This window comes from Pollutimonas thiosulfatoxidans, from assembly GCF_004022565.1.
Classification (GTDB): Bacteria; Pseudomonadota; Gammaproteobacteria; order Burkholderiales; family Burkholderiaceae_B; genus Pusillimonas_D; species Pusillimonas_D thiosulfatoxidans.
Window position 1 is genome coordinate 2062156 of sequence record NZ_CP022987.1, and the last position, 16358, is coordinate 2078513.

Sequence of the window (16358 nt, forward strand, 5' to 3'; positions counted from 1 at the left end):
TCAGGTTTCTTCAGTAACGCTTTCTAGCATGTAGCCCATTCCCCGCACCGTCACAATATGCACATCGCTGCCCGCCAGCTTCTTGCGTAAGCGGTGCAGCACGACTTCGATGGCATCAACGTTGGCTTCACTATCGTGATCAAACACCCGATTGAACAAGTGGCTTTTCTCTACCGGCATGCCGCTACGCCCAATGAGAACCGCCAGCGCAGCATGTTCACGCGGCGTGAGATGCAAGAGATCGCCCCCTAGCGTAAACAGGCGGCTTTCATCGTCGTACTCGAGCGAGCCGCAAACCAGGCGAGGCGATTGGTGCCCGCGACTGCGTCGCACCAAGGCGGCCAACCTTGCCTCGAGCTCTTCCAGCGCAAAGGGCTTGCTGAGAAAGTCGTCGGCGCCCAGGTTGAGCCCCCGCACGCGATCCTGCAAGGCGCCCTGCGCCGTCAGTATGAGCACGGGCGTCACATCGCCGCGCGAGCGCATTTCACGCAGCAATACCAGCCCGTGCTTGTCGGGCAGGCGCAGGTCCATAATGACGGCGTCGTAGTCATTGCGCGAAAGCAGGTGCTCGGCACTACGGGCATCGGGCGCATGATGCGGCACGAACCCGCTTTGGGCGAGTGCGCGCTCTAGCCAGGCGGCCATTTCTTGCTCGTCTTCAACCAACAGTACGCGCATGGCCCTTGGGCTCCGCTGCAGGCAGCGAGCGCTGGCTTTGCACGCGCTGTCGCAAGTAACGGGTTTCTTGACCGCGCTTGAACAGAATAACGGCGAGTTCGTTCAGCGCAAGCGTGTATACCTCGCGCTTGAATTCGATGACGGCATCCAGCGGCACCCAATACTGGCTCCAGCGCCAGGCGTCGAACTCGGGGCTATGCGTAGCACGCAGACTGACGTCTGAATCGCGCCCTATCATTCGGAGCAGAAACCAGATTTGTTTCTGCCCTTTATAGTGACCGCGTGAATCGCGCCGAATAAAGTTGTTCGGTACGTTATAACGCAGCCAGTCGCGCGTCCGCCCTAATATACGAACATGTTCGGGCCGCAAGCCCACCTCTTCGTGCAGCTCGCGGTACATGGCTTGAACGGGGCTTTCTCCGTACTTGATGCCCCCTTGCGGAAATTGCCAAGCGTGCTCCCGTATCCGTTTACCCCAGAAAACCTCGTTTTTTTGGTTTACGAGGATAATGCCGACATTAGGACGGTAGCCTTCACGGTCTAACATAGGCCACCCCAAAGCGAATTCAATACAATTACGCTGATTATACGTATCTGTCGAGATCCCCACCATGTATGCAAGCAAGTATCACATCAACACCCTGAAAGAAGCACCGGCGGAAGCCGAAATCAAGAGCCACCAGCTTATGACGCGGGCCGGCATGATACGCAAGGTGGCCGGCGGCATCTACAGCTATATGCCGCTGGGCCTGCGGGTGTTGCGCAAGATAGAAGCGGTAGTGCGCGAAGAAATGAATCGTGCCGGCGCCATCGAGCTGCTGATGCCGGTGGTGCAACCGGCCGAACTGTGGGTGGAATCGGGTCGCTGGGAACAATACGGCGCCGAATTGCTGCGCATGAAAGACAGGCATCAACGTGATTTCGTGCTGCAGCCCACTTCGGAAGAAGTGATCACCGACATCGCGCGCAACGAAATTCATAGCTGGCGGCAGCTTCCCTTGAATTTCTATCATATCCAGACCAAGTTTCGGGACGAGCGCCGCCCGCGCTTCGGGCTGATGCGTGGCCGTGAGTTCACCATGAAGGACGCCTACTCGTTTGACCGCGACGAGGCCTCGGCACAAGCCAGTTACGACACCATGTATGACGCCTATATGCGCATTTTCCAGCGGTTGGGGCTCGAGTTTCGCGCGGTCGCGGCCGATACCGGCGCCATCGGCGGCTCCCGCAGCCACGAGTTCCAGGTTATTGCCGATACCGGCGAAGACCTGATCGTGTACAACCCGCAATCGCAGTATGCGGCCAACATCGAGCTGGCTGCGGCGCCCTGCCTCATTGCCCAACGGGCGGCCCCCACCGCCGAACTGGTCAAGGCCGCGACACCCGCAGCGCCCAAATGCGAAATCGTCGCCGAACAACTGGGCCGTCCTTTGGCGGATACGGTCAAGTCCATCGTTCTGGCAACCGAAGATGCTGACGCCGCCAAGCCGGCCACGATCTGGTTACTGCTGCTGCGCGGTGATCACGACCTGAACGAAGTTAAAACCGGCAAGCTGCCTGGTTTCGAGAACGGCTACCGTTTTGCGACGGAAACCGAAATACAAGACACCTTCGGCTGCGTGCCCGGCTACTTGGGCCCTATAAGCCCGCCCGGCCCGGTGAACATCATTGCGGACCACACAGTGGCCAACATGAGCGACTTCATCTGCGGTGCCAACCAAGAGGGCTTCCACTACACCGGCGTGAACTGGGGCCGCGATCTGCCTGAGCCGCAATCGGCCGATTTGCGTAATGTGGTCGCAGGCGACCCCGATCCGCAGGGCGGCCGGTTGGCCATACAGCGGGGCATTGAGGTCGGCCACGTTTTCTTCCTGGGCGACAAGTATTCGCGCGCGCTCGGCGCCACCTTCCTGGAAACCGACGGCAAGCCGGCGATGCTGCAAATGGGTTGCTACGGGATTGGAATCAGCCGGATCGCTGCGGCAGCCATCGAGCAAAATCATGACGACAAGGGCATCGTCTGGCCTCGCGCCATCGCACCGTTCGAAGTCGTCATCTGTCCCATGGGTTGGCACAAAAGTGAAACAGTTCGCAACGCCGCCCAAGCGCTATACGACCAACTGAGCGCGCAAGGGGTCGAGGTCATGCTGGATGATCGCGATACCCGACCAGGCATCATGTTCGCAGACTGGGAACTGATCGGTGTGCCGCTGCGCATCACGATCGGGGACCGTGGGCTTAAGGATAATGTGGTCGAGATCCAGACACGCCGCCAGCCCGAAGCCGACAAGGTCGATGTGGCCCAAGCGGCAGCCGTAGCGCTGCAACGTCTGGAAGCGCTATAAGGCGGATGTCACACGACTTAACCAAAGACATGCGCATGGAAGCAGCCAGTCAGTTCTCCACTCTGGATATTCGCGTATATTACGAGGACACCGACGCGGGCGGCGTCATGTACTACGCCAACTACCTGAAGTTCTTCGAGAGAGGCCGGACGGAATGGCTGCGTCGCCTGGGTGTGAATCAATCTGCACTGGCAGCACAAGAAGGCCGCATATTTGTTGTCAAGAACGTTGAAATACAATACCGCAAACCGGCCCGACTGGATGACCTGCTTGCCATACACAGCACCATCGTTCGTGTGGGCCCCGCCTCCATCAACTTCAGGCAATTCGCCAAGCGCGACGGGGAACTGTTGTGCGGAAGCGATATCCAAGTGTGTTGCGTTGATGCCAGTACTTTACGTCCAGCCCCACTAACGACTGAACTCCGAACCCTACTGCAGAAGGCCAAGAACTAACCATGCAAGCCGCTAGCGACCTATCGTTGCTTACCTTACTGATCCATGCAAGTATCCCCGTACAAGCGGTCATGCTCATATTGCTGGGCATCTCGATTTTGTCGTGGACCTATATTTTCAGCAAGCGGGCGGCCCTTAAGCGCGCCAACGAACAAACTCGGCGATTCGAGGACGACTTCTGGGCAGGCGGCGACCTTTCCGTGCTGCAACAGGCAGTCGCCACGCGCCGCGCCGAGCATGGTGCGCTGGCTCGCATTTTCGATGCCGGCATGACTGAATTCGTGAAGGCGCGGCGCGCCAATGGCGGAGGCGGAGACGCGCTGCTTGACGGCCCTCGCCGTGCCATGCGAGCAGCCTACCAGCGCGAAATGGACACCCTGGAAGCTCACCTGAACTTCCTGGCGTCGGCCGGATCCGTCAGCCCCTATATTGGTTTGCTGGGCACGGTGTGGGGCATCATGCACGCTTTCATTGGCTTGTCGTCCATGCAGCAAGCCACCCTGGCTGCGGTAGCCCCCGGCATTGCCGAAGCCCTGATCGCTACGGCTATCGGCTTGTTCGCCGCCATACCCGCCGTCGTCGCCTATAACCGCTACACCAACGAGATCGACCGACTGTCGATTCGCTTCGACAGCTTCATCGACGAGTTCCTCAACATCTTGCAGCGGCAGGTGCGCTAATGCCATCAGCACGCGGCAGCAGCCGCAGCCGTCGCCTCAAGAACGACATCAACGTCGTGCCCTACATCGATGTCATGCTGGTGTTGCTGGTGATCTTCATGGTCACGGCCCCAATGATCACCCCGGGTCTGATCGAACTGCCCACGGTCGGAAGCGCAAACGAGATTCAGGCCAAGCCGGTTGAAGTCCAGATCGAACAGGATGGCGCCATTTCGCTGCGGGTGCGCGACGCGGGCGAAGACTTCGCTGAGATCAACAGCGCAAGCTTGGTCACCGAGGTCAGGTCGCGCATTACCGCCGACACCCCCGTGATCATTGCGGCTGACGGACGCGTCCCCTACGAAACCGTGATGAAGGTCATGGACGAGTTGCGCGCCAGCGGCATCCAGCGGCTGGGCTTGCTCGTCGATCAGTCGGCCGCGCCCAAACCCGTAGAAAAATAGGAACGATCGGCGGTCTATGTTGCGATCGTTCCCCTTGATGGAAAAAATGAAACAGCGATACAAGAACCGACAGGGTGCTGATGCCCATACGCCCGAGCAGCGCGACGAACGCCGTGCGCTGGGCTATGCCGTGGGCATACACGCCGCCTTGTTGATCTTCATGCTGCTTGGCTTTGTATCGTCGCCACAAAATCCGAATCCCGTGCAGGTAGAACTCTGGGCGGACGGCACCACCCCAACGGCCGCCGAGCCCACGACTGAACCCGACACGCCTGACGAGGCCGAAACGCCTCCAGAACCGGAACCCGAGCCCACACCGGAGCCGGAGCCCGAAACACCTCCGCCACCGCCCCCACCGCCACCTGCTCCCGAACCCGAGCCTACGCCTCCCCAGCCGCAAGCCGAACCGCTGCCCGAGCCCGAGCCGGAGATCGATCCCGATATCGCGATCGAAGAGGCGCGCAAAGAGCGTGAGAAGAAAGAGCAACAGGCCGCCTTGGCTGCCGCAGAGAAAGCCGCCGCCGAGAAGGCCGAGGCCGAGCGCGTAGCGGCGGCTCGCGAAGCTGAACAGAAGCGCCTGGCGGCTGAGAAAGAAGCCCGCCTGGCTGCCGAGCAGAAAGCCCGCGAAGAAGCAGAAAAGAAGAAGGCCGCTGAGAAAGCCGCAGCTGAGAAAGCCGCCGCTGAGAAGGCAGCGGCCGAAAAAGCTGCCGCTCAGGAAGCCGCGGAGAAAGCTGAAGCAGAGAAAGCCGCAGCGGCGAAAGCTGCGGCGGCAGAGAAAGCCGCTGCCGAGAAGGCTGCAGCCCAAAAAGCCGCCGCTGCTGAAAAAGCTGCCGCAGAGACGAAAGCGCAAGAAGCCGCACAGAAAGCCGCTGCCGAGAAGAAAGCCGCTGCCGAGAAGCAAGCCAAGGAAGCAGCCGCCAAGAAGGCTGCGGCCGAGAAGGCTGCGGCTGCCAAACGGGAAGCGCTGCGTGATGCCATGCGCAGCGATGCGCTGGGCGCTGCGGGACTTCCTGGCGGCACGGCTGACCGCAATCAATCCGGCGGCGGTGGTGACAGCAGTGGCTACGCCGCCCAGGTTCGCGCCTGCGTACGACCCAAGGTCATTTATAACGTGCCGCCACGACAAGGATCAGCCAACCCGACAGTACAATACAGGGTACAGCTCAAGTCCGACGGTATGGTCGAGAACGTCGATGTCAGACGGTCTTCAGGCAACCCCCGCTTCGATGAGGCGGTCAGGAAAGGCATTCTCGGATGCTCTCCCTTCCCCCAACCCCCATCGGGCAAATATCCCTCGCATATCGAGGGTGACTACCGAATGTACGACTAACAGGAGATAGTAGATATGACAGCCGTCACTCCAGTACAAACCACCTCGTCCCGGTGGCGGACGTGGGCCTTGGGGCTACTCGTGCTAGCTGCGGGCGCTCTTGCCGTCAATCCGGTCCAGGCCCAATTGCGCGTAGATATCTCCGGCGTCGGCGCTACGCAATACCCCATCGCCATCGCCGATTTTTCGGGCGACCCACAAGGCCAGGCAGTCGCTGAGGTTATCCGCGCCGACCTGACCCGCTCCGGCCAATTCCGGCTGGTGAATGCTACCGGTGCCAGCCTTAATACCGAAAGCACGGTGTCTTTCGACGAATGGCGCAGCCGTGGCGCTGATTACCTGGCTTATGGTTCGATCACCCAGTCGGGTGGCCAGTACAGCGTCAGTTACCGTCTGGTCGACTCGGTGCGCAAGACTCAGCTTGATGGGGTGGCTTTCAATGGCACCGAGAAAGAACTACGTCGAATTTCACACCAAATAGCCGATCGCATCTACGAAAAAATTACCGGCGTACGCGGTGTGTTTTCAACGCGCCTGGCCTATGTGTTGCAGACCGGCAACAGCTATGAGTTACAAATTGCAGATGCTGACGGACAAAATCCTCAAGTAATGTTGCGATCGAAGCACTCGATTATTTCCCCGGCATGGTCACCCGATGGCCAGCGGCTGGCCTACGTGAGCTTCGAAACCGGCAAGCCTGTGGTGTATGTACAAACGCTGGCTACCGGTCAGCGCGTGCCCTTGGCGAACTACAAGGGCAACAATAGTGCACCAGCATGGGCGCCAAATGGCCAGAGCCTGGCCATCGTGCTCTCGCGTGATGGCATCTCGCAGATCTACACCATCAATGCGGATGGATCGGGCCTGCGACGCGTGATGCGCTCGCCCCTGATCGACACCGAACCGGTCTATACGCCAGATGGCGGATCTCTGGTATTTACCAGCGATCGCGGCGGCAGCCCACATATCTATAGGGTGCCGGTAAACGGTGGCGATGCGCAGCGACTTACCTTTAACGGAAGTTACAATATCTCACCGGCCCTCTCGCCAGACGGAAACAACCTGGTGTACGTTACACGTAGAAATGGTGCTTTCCGTATTGCAATACAAAACATGGGGTCAGGATCAGAACAGCTGCTTACCGCAGGGCCCGATGACGAGTCACCAAGTTTTGCACCAAACGGAATGCAGATTCTCTACAGTTCCGTACAAGGGGGCCGTAGCGTTCTAGCGGTCACCTCGACAGACGGTCGGGTGCGCCAAACGCTCTCAGCTCTAAACGGCACGGTACGCGAACCTACGTGGGGACCATTTACTAATTGATTATTTTCAGTGTGACTCTTTTTCAAAGGAACTTAAGAATGAGCTCGCGCATCGCAAGAAGCCTCACCATCGCCGTATTTGCAGCCAGCCTGGCTGCTTGTAGCTCGGTACCATTGGACCAGTCCGCGACCAGCGGCTCTGGCACAGGCGCCGATTCTGCAAGCTCCGGGCAGATCATGGACCCGTTCAACCCTCAAAGCCCGCTCGCCCAACAGCGTTCGGTTTACTTCGAGTTCGACAGCTATACGGTTCCTGAACAGTATCGCAGCCTGGTCGAAATGCATGCGTCCTACCTGGCCAGCCATGCCCAGCAAAACGTGCGTGTCGAAGGCCACGCCGACGCACGGGGCGGCTCTGAATACAACCTGGCATTGGGCCAGCGCCGTTCAGACGCCGTATCTCGCATGATGACGCTTCTGGGCGTAAACTCTAGCCAGATCGAAACCATCAGCTTCGGTAAAGAACGTCCCAAGGCTACAGGCAGTACTGAAGCCGACTACGCCGAAAACCGTCGCGCGGATATCGTCTATCAGCAATAATGTCTGATCGCATGTCGCTGTAACGCCGTGGCGGCATTCCGCCGCGGCGTTTTCATTTGAACGGAACCAAAAATGAGCCTAATCCCTACCCCGTTGCGTACCTTGGTGCTGCTTGTTGCCCTGTCGTTATCAGCGGGCATGGTCGCCCCGGCCCAGGCATTCACCGACGACGAGGCGCGCCGCGCCATCCTCGAGTTGCGCGAACAGTTGCGCCAGACTACCGAGCAAAACCGGCAAGCCCGCCTGCAACTTGCCGATCAGCTGGAATCCCTTCGGCACGAAATGGCCAGCATGCGCGGCCAGATCGAGAAGCTGAACTGGCAGGCAGATCTTGCACAGCGCTCCAGCCAGGACCAGTCCGGCGGCGCTACCCCCCAGGTTGCTGATCCGCAAGAGCAAGCCGCCTATGAGGGGCCCATGGGCTTGTTCCGTAGCGGCAAGTACAAAGAAGCGGCGTCCAGCTTCGCTGCATTCCTGGAAGCCTATCCCAACAGCCAACTGGCCCCGGAGGCTCGCTTTTATCAAGGCAGCAGCCGCTACGCCAGCAAAGATTTCAAGGGCGCCATCCAGGGCTTGAAAGAGATGGTCCAGGCTAACCCGACCGATCCTCGCGCACCGGACGCCCTGCTGGTCATTGCCGCAAGCCAGATCGAGGTCAACGACATGGCTGGCGCCAAGGCAAGCCTGCAGCGCATCGTGAAAGAATATCCCCAGACTTCGGCCGCTGAAACCGCTACGAGCCGCCTGAAGCTACTGTAATGGCGGCTACGGCCAGCAGCGCGGCCGCTGCTTACCGGCTGGCATCGCGCCGGCGCGGCTTGTTCCTGTCGCTGCTGTTCGCCTCGGTGCTGGCCCTGCTGGCCGTCGATCTTGCCATGGGCCCGGCCCAGATAGGCTGGGCGGCACTGTGGACATATTTCGCCGACCCTGCTGCCGCAAGCGCCACCCTCCATACGATAGTGTGGCAGCTACGCCTGCCCCAGGCCCTGATGGCGGTGCTGGTGGGGGCCGCCCTGGGGGTAGCGGGGGCAGAGATGCAAACTGTCCTCAACAACCCGCTGGCCAGCCCGTTTACGCTGGGCGTATCTTCGGCTGCAGCCTTGGGCGCCGCCATCACGCTGATTTTCGATTGGCAGCCCAGTTTTATTCCCGCACGCTATGTGTTGGCCTTCAACGCCTTCATTCTGGCATTTCTCTGCTCCGTGCTGCTGGATGCCGTTGCCAGGCGGGCGCGAGTCGGCATGGCGGGAATCGTTCTTTTTGGCATCGCCCTGGTCTTTACTTTCAATGCCTTGCTTTCCCTGGTTCAGCTCACTGCCAACGCCGGCGCCTTGCAAGACCTAGTCTTCTGGATGATGGGCAGTCTGCAGCGCAGCGACTGGCCCGGTGTGGGCTTGATGACAATCGCCCTCGTGCTGGTCTTGCCATTTTCCATCAGCAACGCGTGGCGGCTGACTGCCTTGCGTTTCGGCGATGACCGCGCGGCCAGTTTCGGTGTCGACCCGCGCAAGGTCCGGCGGGCATCGCTCATACGCGTCAGCATCCTCGCCTCACTTGCCGTTGCCCTGGTGGGCATCATTGGTTTCATAGGCTTGATAGCGCCCCATATTGCTCGCAGACTATGGGGCGAAGACCACCGGTGGTATCTGCCTGCCAGTGCGTGCATAGGTAGCGCCATCCTGATCGCCGCTTCGGTGGTGGCAAAACTGCTGAGCAGCAACGCGGTAATCCCCGTGGGTATCGTCACAACGCTGGTCGGCATTCCGTTTTTTGTCATGGCATTGATGCGCGGCAGGCTACAGTAAAACTCATGGCAACCCCCACCCCTACTGAATTGCTGCAAGTGCATGGCCTGTCGTGCCGACTGGGCCGCCGCCAGGTGCTGGAAGACCTCAGCCTGCCGGATCTGGCGGCGGGGCAACTTGTGGCTTTGCTGGGCCCGAACGGCAGCGGTAAGTCAACCTTGCTCAAGAGCCTGGCCGGGCTTGTCACCGCGCATGCCGACGTATTGCGCTTGGGCGACCGAAATCTCGGTGCCCTGCCCGCACATGCCCGTGCAGAGGTATTGCGCTACCTGCCCCAACACCTGCCCGAGGCCATCCACCTGACCGTCATCGAAGCCATGCTGGTGGCCTTGAATGCGCGCGCTGCCACGCGCACCCCCCAGGCGCTGGACAAAGCCGAGGCTGTTCTTTCCAGCCTGGGCATCGCGGCATTGGGTGCGCGCTATCTCGATGAGCTTTCGGGCGGGCAGCAGCAATTGGTCGGCTTGGCCCAGGCCCTGGTTCATGAGCCGGCGGTACTGCTGCTGGACGAACCACTGGCTTCACTGGACCTGAACTATCAGCACCATGCCATGCAGTTGCTCAAGCGCCTGGCCGCCGACAGCGAGCTGCTGATCGTGTTGGTCGTGCACGACTTGAACATCGCACTGCGTTATGCCGACACAGCCTTGTTGCTACATCAGGGCCGCCTGATCGCCAGCGGCGACCCCCTTACCGTGATTACCCCCAACTATCTCGGCACGGCCTTTTCGGTGCGTGCTCGCGTAGAGACCTGCAGCCTGGGCTACCCCAATGTGCTGGTCGATGATCTTATGCAACTTTAATCCGACTTTATGCCTTCCACCGCAACACTTCCCGCATTCGTTTCCCGCTCCACCGATTCCCCATTGCACTACACCGAGGCAGGCACCGGCGACATCCTGCTGCTGATCCACGGATCTTTGTGCGACTACCGCTATTGGCGTTGGCAACTGCCCGCCTTGTCCCAGCAGATACGCACGGTAGCGCCCAGCCTGCGGGGCTACTGGCCGGATGCCATCAAAGAGGAAGACCCGTCGTTCAGTATTACCCGGCACGCACAGGATCTCATTGCCTTCATTAATGAAATTGCTGGCGACAGACCGGTCCATGTGTTGGGGCATTCCCGCGGGGCGCAGGTGGCAGTAGAGTTAGCTTGCCGTGTGCCTGAGCGGATCCGCAGCTTGACACTGGCTGACCCGGGTTTCGCCCTTAGGGGCGAAGCACTGCATACGTCGTTTCAAGCGTCGATCGTGGATCGGCTGGTAGCGGGAGAAGTCGAGGAAGCGCTGGCCACCTTTGTTGACACCGTCAACGGGACAGGCACCTGGCGCAAAATGGTGGGCTGGTTCAAGTCCATGGTTCGCGACAATGCCTACACCCTGGTTTCGCAGGTTCATGAAGCACCGCAGCCGGTAGATCTTGCGCAGATGGCCAAGCTGGCTTGCCCCCTGCTGCTGATAGGCGGTGAACAAAGCCCCGCTCGGTATCACAGCCGGCTGGACGCTCTGCAGGCAGCCCTGCCGGGCGCCACCCGCGTCACCATTCCGATGGCCGCGCATGGCATGAATTTGGCCAATCCGGTAATGTTCAACCGCGTCGTGGCTGAGTTCCTGGCGAGCACGGGCCCGACAGAGCCGAAGCTGGACTGACGAGCGCTCAGGAGCGCCGGATGGCGCATCCTGAGGGCGACGTTTGCAAGCTTTGCCTAATGAGCCTGCGTATTGGCGGGCTTGACCTCGCACTGAGCCATGGCCTTCTCGCCGGTGTCGAAAAAGAAATCGATGGCGACCTGGCTTCCTATGGCCGGTGCAGCGTGGGGCTGCTCGAGCATGGCATGATAGCCACCCGGTTTGAACTCAAGCCGGCCCTGCGCCGGAATCGCCACATCGTGGGTTTCCGACATGCGGCTCATGCCGTCTTTGTGGGTGGTCTGGTGCAACATCACCATGCCGTAAGTGGCCGATGCCGCTGACTGCAGCTTGGCATCGGTCTTGCCCGAATTCTCAATGATGAAGTATCCGGCCGATGGCGCGGGCGCCGGTAACGAGCGTATCCAGCAGCCGCTGACTTTCAGCGTGCTCGATACCTCGGCATCCGCCGGTGCTTGGGTGTGCTGGTGGGTTCCATGGGCGAAGCACGAGAAGGCGGCACCGCCAAGGCTTAGCATGGCTGCTACGATTAGTTTATTCATGACCTATCCCTGTAGATTTTGCTAATTAGAAAACAAACTGGCTGGGGGATGGGTTGGGCGGCGGCGCGCGAGATCCTATGGGGGGGCCAAGCAAGACATAACGCAGCCCCGGCGGCGCCCGCCGCAGTAAAAGTCGACCTGCCACATAGAACAGAGCAATGACCAAGCCCATTGCAGCCAACAGCAAGATGGACTGGTCAGTGGCGGCGCCAAACGCGCACTGCAATGCCGGCGGCTCGGCTTGCTGGTTGCTGCTGTCCAACGCCAAGGTCTTGATCACGCCTGAAGGCAAACCCTTGACGCAGAGCGTCATGGTCAGCAAGGCGCCGTTGCCCGCAGCGTGGGCTGGCATGTATCCCATGGGAATGAAAGCACGCAGCAGGAACAGCAACATCAGCACCACGGCGAAAGAACGCCGCGCGCCTGCTGAAAACGACTTATTCCTGTGCCTGCTCATGGGCGCAAGTGTACTATGACCATGCTTCCATTCCTTCGATGACCGTTATGCCATCCATCAGTCCCATCATGCCCGACCCCGCTCCAAAAACGACTGTCGCTGACTTCAAACGCCTGCTGGAGGGCCATCATCCCTTTGCCGCTATCCTTGAGATCGACATCCTTGAAATCGGCCATGGCACCGCAACCTTGAAGCTGCCCGAACGCAGCGAACATCAACGACTGGGTGGCACAATTGCCGGACCGATGCTGATGGGGCTCGCCGACCTGGCTCTTTACGCCGCCATTGTCGGTGCCACCGGTAATGCCGAAGCGGTCACCGCCAGCCTCACCATGAATTTCCTGCGCAAGACGCCGCCTGGTGGCGTGCTCGCCCATGCACGCATACTGAAGACCGGTCGCATGGCGGCGGGTGAAGTGCTGCTGGTTCCGGCTGCAGGCGGCGAACCTGTCGCGCAAGCCATCAGTACATGGTCCTTGCCGCGCAGAAGCTGAAACCTAAAGCGCACCCAGCACGTCGATCGACGCCATTGACGGACACTTGTACATGCCGCAAGCGATCACCAGAAACAAGCGGACCCAAATATGGCTAACTGAGTTGCGCGCGTCGCTGCGCCTGGGCTGGCCGTTGATCCTGACCAATCTGGCGCAGATCGCGCTGCTGACTACAGACCTGATTTACATAGGCCGGCTGGGTGCCGAGGAACTGGCTGCAGCATCGCTGTCCATCAGTCTTTACCACACCTTCATGATCTTCAGTCTGGGCCTGGTGTCGGCGACCATACCGATGTTGGCCACCGTGCTGGGCAGGCGCCGGCACGCGGTCCGTGAGGTACGGCGCACGGTTCGCCAAGGCCTCTGGACCAGCGTGCTGATCTGCATCCCAGTATGGCTCATCCTTTGGCAGGCCGAAGCCATACTGGTGGCAATGGGGCAAGATCCCGCCATGGCCGCCCGCGCAATCGAGCTGATGCGCACGCTGCAATGGGCGCTGCTGCCCTACCTGGGCTACATCGTGCTGCGCTCTTTTCTCGCCGCCATGGAGCAGCCGGCCTGGACCTTGATTGTGGCCGGGGCAGCGATTGCTTTCAACGCCATGGCAGGATGGCTGCTTATCCTGGGTAACTGGGGTTTCCCGGCAATGGGACTCGCCGGCGCGGGTATCGCCAGCACAGCATCCAGCGTGCTGATGTTCGCAGGCCTGGCCCTGCTGCTCAGCCGCAACAAGCGGTTCCGACGCTACCATTTACTGGGACGCTTCTGGCAAGTGGACCTGCGACGGCTGGCCGAGCTGTGGCGCCTGGGCATCCCCATCGCCATTACCTTCACGCTGGAAACCTTGGTGTTCTACGCCGCGGTCATGTTGATGGGTATGCTGGGCACGACCGAGCTCGCCGCGCATGCGATTGCCATGCAGATTGTGACGATCACCTTCATGGTGCCGCTGGGTTTTGGGCAGGTTGCCACCATCAGGGTCGGGCGTGCAGCGGGCCGCGGCCAGTGGCACGATGTGCGGCGCGCCGGCTGGGCATCCTACGCCATGGGAGTCGGCTTCATGGCTATCGCCGCACTGTGCTTGTGGCTGGCGCCGCTTACCTTGATTGGCTTGTTTCTGGACGTCTCCTTGCCTTCAAACGCGCCCGTTATTGCCATGGCTGTCCAATTTCTGGCGCTGGCTGCCCTCTTCCAACTGGCCGACGGCGCCCAGGCCGTGGCGGCCGGCATGCTGCGTGGCCTGCATGACACCCGGGCGCCCATGGTACTGGCAGCGCTGGGCTATTGGGGCCTGGGCGTGCCCGCGGGCGCCTTCATGGCATTTATCTTGGGCTGGGGCGGGCCGGGCATCTGGATAGGTTTGGCCACCGGTCTGACTGTGGTTGCCGTCCTGCTTACCCTGCGCTGGATGCATCGCAGCCGCATTAAGCACAGTTAAATCGTTTATGCTGCCACGATCAAAACGCCGCAAGGAGAATCATGCAATACCGACGACTGGGAAACAGCAATTTACAAGTTTCGGCCCTGTGCCTGGGCTCGATGATGTTCGGCGATCAAACCGACCAGGCCGAAGCCGCCCGCATTGTCGATTCGGCCGCCGACCATGGCATCAACTTCATCGACACTGCCGACGTCTACGGCAAGGGCGCGTCGGAACAAATGGTAGGCCGGCTGATTGCGGCAAAGCGCCACGACTGGGTACTTGCCACCAAATTAGGCAACGCCATGTCGAAGGCACCGAATCAGTCTCATTATTCGCGGCACTGGATGATACGAGAGGTCGAGGTCAGCCTGCAGCGCCTCGCTACTGAACACATCGACATCCTGTATCTGCATCGCGACTTCCACCAAGAGAACCTTGAAGAAGCCGTGCGCAGCTTGGGCGATCTGATACGGGACGGCAAGATACGGGCTTACGGCCTGTCCAATTTTCGGGGCTGGCGCATTGCCGAGATCATGCGTCTATGCCAGCAATTGAATGTACCGCAACCCATTGTTTGCCAGCCGTACTACAACTTGCTTAACCGTGGACCCGAGGTGGAAATCCTTCCGGCCTGCGCCCATTACGGCCTCGGGGTCGTGCCCTATAGCCCCATCGCACGCGGCGTACTGACCGGCAAGTATCAACCGGGGCGCGCCCCCTCCGCCGACTCGCGTGCGGGGCGCAACGACAAGCGCATGATGGAAACCGAGTTCAGGGAAGAGTCGCTGCAGATTGCGCAAACCTTGCAGGCGCATTGCGAGCAGCGCGGCATCAAGCTGGCGCATTTCGCCACCGCCTGGGTGCTTGCCAACCGCCATGTCAGCGCGGTCATTGCCGGGCCACGTACCCTGGCACAGCTGGAAGACTACTACCCTGCGTTGGAAGTACAGGTAAGCGCTGAGGAAGAAGCGCTGGTAAATGGTCTGGTAGCACCGGGGCATGCTTCCACCCCGGGCTTTAACGATCCCAGCTACCCTTTCTTTGGCCGCTAACAGGCCATAGCCCTGCACACCCAGTGTGCAGGGCCGGCACATTGCTTTACTTGGTGGGCAGCTTGCCTGCAACGCCCTGAACGTAATAGTTCATCTTGTTCAGGCCGTCATCGTCCAGCGCGCCGGACTCCAGGCGTACTTTGCCTTCGTTGTCAGTAACCGGCGCGCCAAAGGGCGACAAGGTTCCTGCAACGATTTCGGCTTGCTTGTCCAACACCAATTGCTTGACGTCATCCGGTACGGCGGGCCCGAATCCCTCTATGGCCGCCATGCCTTCCTTGATACCGCCCCATGTGCTGTCGGACTTCCAGGTGCCGTCCAACACGCTTTGGGCCGACTTGGTGAAGTACTTGCCCCAATGATGGGTAACCGCCGCCAGTTGCGCCTGGGGACCGAACTTGCTCATGTCCGAGTGATAGGCAACGGCATACTTGCCTTGCTCTTGCGCAGCCTGGACGGTGGCGGTCGAGTCAGTATGATGGGTGACGATATCTGCCCCCTGGCCCATTAGCGCCAGTGCAGCGTCGCGCTCTTTACCCGGATCGAACCAGCTGTTGACCCAAATGACACGGACCTCGGCTTGCGGGTTGACGCTGCGCATGCCACGCGTGAAAGCGTTAATGCCCTGCAACACCTCGGGGATGGGGAAGGCGCCAACATAACCGGCCACATTGGACTTGGTCATCTTGCCCGCCAGGATGCCGGCAAGGTAGCGGGCTTCATAGAAACGCGAATTGGTCGTGGCCACGTTGGGCGCTGTCTTGTACCCGGTGGAATGCACGAACTTCACATCGGGAAACTGCTTCGCCACTTTAAGCGTCGGGTTCATATAACCGAAGGACGTCGTGAAGATCAGCTTGTTGCCTTGCTGCGCCAGGTCGCGGATGACACGCTCGGCGTCGGCTCCTTCGGGGACGTCTTCGACGTAAGTGCTCTTGACCTTGTCGCCCAGGGATTGCTCCATTTCCTTGCGACCTATGTCTTGCTGCCAGGTCCAGCCGGCTTCGCCGATGGGGCTGACATAAACAAAACCGATCTTGAGTGGTTCTTTCTCGGCCGCTGCGGCTGTTCCCGCAGCCAGGGTCAATGCCGGCACCAGGGCCGCCGCCCACAACGCTTTGCGCATGAATGTTGAAGACATGA

The 16358-nt window shown here is 60.2% G+C and carries 19 protein-coding genes; 14 read left to right on the forward strand and 5 right to left on the reverse strand.

The genetic code is table 11. The annotated features are described in order from the left end of the window. Together CKA81_RS09870 and CKA81_RS09875 are read right to left on the reverse strand one after the other, a co-directional pair. Entirely contained in the window at positions 1-678 is a 678-nt protein-coding gene (locus tag CKA81_RS09870) for a response regulator (protein ID WP_128355105.1), read from the reverse strand. Continuing rightward, positions 659-1225, reverse strand: coding sequence for an RNA pyrophosphohydrolase (locus CKA81_RS09875; protein WP_128355106.1), 567 nt, complete (start codon positions 1223-1225; stop codon positions 659-661). Before CKA81_RS09875 ends, CKA81_RS09870 begins: the two co-directional genes overlap by 20 nt. A gap of 64 nt (positions 1226-1289) precedes the next feature. Here CKA81_RS09875 and CKA81_RS09880 point away from each other — a divergent pair, with 64 nt between their 5' ends. The 11 genes from CKA81_RS09880 (at position 1290) to CKA81_RS09930 (ending at position 11247) form a co-directional block, all read left to right on the forward strand. Next, positions 1290-3023 (forward strand): proline--tRNA ligase, encoded by a 1734-nt coding sequence (locus CKA81_RS09880; RefSeq protein ID WP_128355107.1) that lies wholly within the window; start codon positions 1290-1292, stop codon positions 3021-3023. A 5-nt stretch (positions 3024-3028) separates the two neighbouring features. Beyond that, positions 3029-3478 (forward strand): tol-pal system-associated acyl-CoA thioesterase, encoded by a 450-nt coding sequence (ybgC, locus tag CKA81_RS09885; protein WP_228255698.1) that lies wholly within the window; start codon positions 3029-3031, stop codon positions 3476-3478. A 2-nt stretch (positions 3479-3480) separates the two neighbouring features. After that, positions 3481-4158, forward strand: a complete 678-nt coding sequence (tolQ, locus tag CKA81_RS09890; protein WP_128355108.1) for a protein TolQ — start codon at positions 3481-3483, stop codon at positions 4156-4158. Continuing rightward, positions 4158-4601 carry a protein TolR gene (gene tolR / locus CKA81_RS09895; protein WP_128355109.1) on the forward strand — a complete coding sequence of 148 codons (444 nt, stop codon included), beginning with the start codon at positions 4158-4160 and terminating at the stop codon, positions 4599-4601. The genes tolQ and tolR overlap by 1 nt, the downstream gene beginning before the upstream one ends. A gap of 46 nt (positions 4602-4647) precedes the next feature. Then, positions 4648-5931 carry a cell envelope integrity protein TolA gene (gene tolA, locus CKA81_RS09900; RefSeq protein ID WP_128355110.1) on the forward strand — a complete coding sequence of 428 codons (1284 nt, stop codon included), beginning with the start codon at positions 4648-4650 and terminating at the stop codon, positions 5929-5931. 15 nt (positions 5932-5946) lie between these two features. Further along, positions 5947-7254 (forward strand): Tol-Pal system beta propeller repeat protein TolB, encoded by a 1308-nt coding sequence (gene tolB / locus CKA81_RS09905; protein WP_128355111.1) that lies wholly within the window; start codon positions 5947-5949, stop codon positions 7252-7254. A gap of 38 nt (positions 7255-7292) precedes the next feature. After that, a complete protein-coding gene (gene pal / locus CKA81_RS09910) occupies positions 7293-7793 on the forward strand; it encodes a peptidoglycan-associated lipoprotein Pal (RefSeq protein ID WP_128355112.1) in 501 nt (166 codons plus the stop codon). 72 nt (positions 7794-7865) lie between these two features. Beyond that, the gene (gene ybgF / locus CKA81_RS09915; protein ID WP_128355113.1) at positions 7866-8552 is read left to right on the forward strand and encodes a tol-pal system protein YbgF; all 687 of its coding nucleotides are present in this window, start codon (positions 7866-7868) and stop codon (positions 8550-8552) included. Then, positions 8552-9598, forward strand: coding sequence for a FecCD family ABC transporter permease (locus CKA81_RS09920; protein ID WP_128355114.1), 1047 nt, complete (start codon positions 8552-8554; stop codon positions 9596-9598). Before ybgF ends, CKA81_RS09920 begins: the two co-directional genes overlap by 1 nt. Positions 9599-9603: 5 nt before the next feature. Then, on the forward strand, positions 9604-10401 hold the full coding sequence (locus CKA81_RS09925) for an ABC transporter ATP-binding protein (protein WP_128355115.1): 798 nt from the start codon (positions 9604-9606) through the stop codon (positions 10399-10401). Between the two features lie 9 nt (positions 10402-10410). Further along, a complete protein-coding gene (locus tag CKA81_RS09930; protein ID WP_128355116.1) occupies positions 10411-11247 on the forward strand; it encodes an alpha/beta fold hydrolase in 837 nt (278 codons plus the stop codon). Positions 11248-11303: 56 nt separating this feature from the next. Here the strand turns inward: CKA81_RS09930 and CKA81_RS09935 are convergent, their stop codons facing one another. Together CKA81_RS09935 and CKA81_RS09940 are read right to left on the reverse strand one after the other, a co-directional pair. Then, positions 11304-11789 carry a copper chaperone PCu(A)C gene (locus CKA81_RS09935; RefSeq protein WP_128355117.1) on the reverse strand — a complete coding sequence of 162 codons (486 nt, stop codon included), beginning with the start codon at positions 11787-11789 and terminating at the stop codon, positions 11304-11306. A 25-nt stretch (positions 11790-11814) separates the two neighbouring features. Next, on the reverse strand, positions 11815-12246 hold the full coding sequence (locus CKA81_RS09940) for a hypothetical protein (protein ID WP_128355118.1): 432 nt from the start codon (positions 12244-12246) through the stop codon (positions 11815-11817). 47 nt (positions 12247-12293) lie between these two features. Here CKA81_RS09940 and CKA81_RS09945 point away from each other — a divergent pair, with 47 nt between their 5' ends. From CKA81_RS09945 to CKA81_RS09955, 3 genes are read left to right on the forward strand one after another with little or no spacing between them, the layout of a single operon-like run. After that, positions 12294-12740 (forward strand): PaaI family thioesterase, encoded by a 447-nt coding sequence (locus CKA81_RS09945; RefSeq protein WP_228255699.1) that lies wholly within the window; start codon positions 12294-12296, stop codon positions 12738-12740. Positions 12741-12792: 52 nt separating this feature from the next. Beyond that, positions 12793-14178 (forward strand): MATE family efflux transporter, encoded by a 1386-nt coding sequence (locus CKA81_RS09950; protein ID WP_128355119.1) that lies wholly within the window; start codon positions 12793-12795, stop codon positions 14176-14178. A gap of 41 nt (positions 14179-14219) precedes the next feature. Further along, complete coding sequence (locus tag CKA81_RS09955; RefSeq protein WP_128355120.1) at positions 14220-15215, forward strand: aldo/keto reductase; 996 nt, start codon at positions 14220-14222, stop codon at positions 15213-15215. Between the two features lie 46 nt (positions 15216-15261). On the opposite strand, the gene CKA81_RS09960 is transcribed toward CKA81_RS09955, so the two are convergent. Continuing rightward, complete coding sequence (locus CKA81_RS09960; RefSeq protein WP_228255700.1) at positions 15262-16356, reverse strand: BMP family ABC transporter substrate-binding protein; 1095 nt, start codon at positions 16354-16356, stop codon at positions 15262-15264. Between the last annotated feature and the right edge of the window lie 2 nt (positions 16357-16358).

What these genes read in the sequence shown, in the direction of transcription:
- CKA81_RS09870 (WP_128355105.1), bottom strand. Translation starts at nt 678, where the DNA reads ATGCGCGTACTGTTGGTTGAAGACGAGCAAGAAATGGCCGCCTGGCTA.
- CKA81_RS09875 (WP_128355106.1), bottom strand. Translation starts at nt 1,225, where the DNA reads ATGTTAGACCGTGAAGGCTACCGTCCTAATGTCGGCATTATCCTCGTA.
- CKA81_RS09880 (WP_128355107.1), top strand. Translation starts at nt 1,290, where the DNA reads ATGTATGCAAGCAAGTATCACATCAACACCCTGAAAGAAGCACCGGCG.
- ybgC (WP_228255698.1), top strand. Translation starts at nt 3,029, where the DNA reads ATGTCACACGACTTAACCAAAGACATGCGCATGGAAGCAGCCAGTCAG.
- tolQ (WP_128355108.1), top strand. Translation starts at nt 3,481, where the DNA reads ATGCAAGCCGCTAGCGACCTATCGTTGCTTACCTTACTGATCCATGCA.
- tolR (WP_128355109.1), top strand. Translation starts at nt 4,158, where the DNA reads ATGCCATCAGCACGCGGCAGCAGCCGCAGCCGTCGCCTCAAGAACGAC.
- tolA (WP_128355110.1), top strand. Translation starts at nt 4,648, where the DNA reads ATGAAACAGCGATACAAGAACCGACAGGGTGCTGATGCCCATACGCCC.
- tolB (WP_128355111.1), top strand. Translation starts at nt 5,947, where the DNA reads ATGACAGCCGTCACTCCAGTACAAACCACCTCGTCCCGGTGGCGGACG.
- pal (WP_128355112.1), top strand. Translation starts at nt 7,293, where the DNA reads ATGAGCTCGCGCATCGCAAGAAGCCTCACCATCGCCGTATTTGCAGCC.
- ybgF (WP_128355113.1), top strand. Translation starts at nt 7,866, where the DNA reads ATGAGCCTAATCCCTACCCCGTTGCGTACCTTGGTGCTGCTTGTTGCC.
- CKA81_RS09920 (WP_128355114.1), top strand. Translation starts at nt 8,552, where the DNA reads ATGGCGGCTACGGCCAGCAGCGCGGCCGCTGCTTACCGGCTGGCATCG.
- CKA81_RS09925 (WP_128355115.1), top strand. Translation starts at nt 9,604, where the DNA reads ATGGCAACCCCCACCCCTACTGAATTGCTGCAAGTGCATGGCCTGTCG.
- CKA81_RS09930 (WP_128355116.1), top strand. Translation starts at nt 10,411, where the DNA reads ATGCCTTCCACCGCAACACTTCCCGCATTCGTTTCCCGCTCCACCGAT.
- CKA81_RS09935 (WP_128355117.1), bottom strand. Translation starts at nt 11,789, where the DNA reads ATGAATAAACTAATCGTAGCAGCCATGCTAAGCCTTGGCGGTGCCGCC.
- CKA81_RS09940 (WP_128355118.1), bottom strand. Translation starts at nt 12,246, where the DNA reads ATGAGCAGGCACAGGAATAAGTCGTTTTCAGCAGGCGCGCGGCGTTCT.
- CKA81_RS09945 (WP_228255699.1), top strand. Translation starts at nt 12,294, where the DNA reads ATGCCATCCATCAGTCCCATCATGCCCGACCCCGCTCCAAAAACGACT.
- CKA81_RS09950 (WP_128355119.1), top strand. Translation starts at nt 12,793, where the DNA reads ATGCCGCAAGCGATCACCAGAAACAAGCGGACCCAAATATGGCTAACT.
- CKA81_RS09955 (WP_128355120.1), top strand. Translation starts at nt 14,220, where the DNA reads ATGCAATACCGACGACTGGGAAACAGCAATTTACAAGTTTCGGCCCTG.
- CKA81_RS09960 (WP_228255700.1), bottom strand. Translation starts at nt 16,356, where the DNA reads ATGTCTTCAACATTCATGCGCAAAGCGTTGTGGGCGGCGGCCCTGGTG.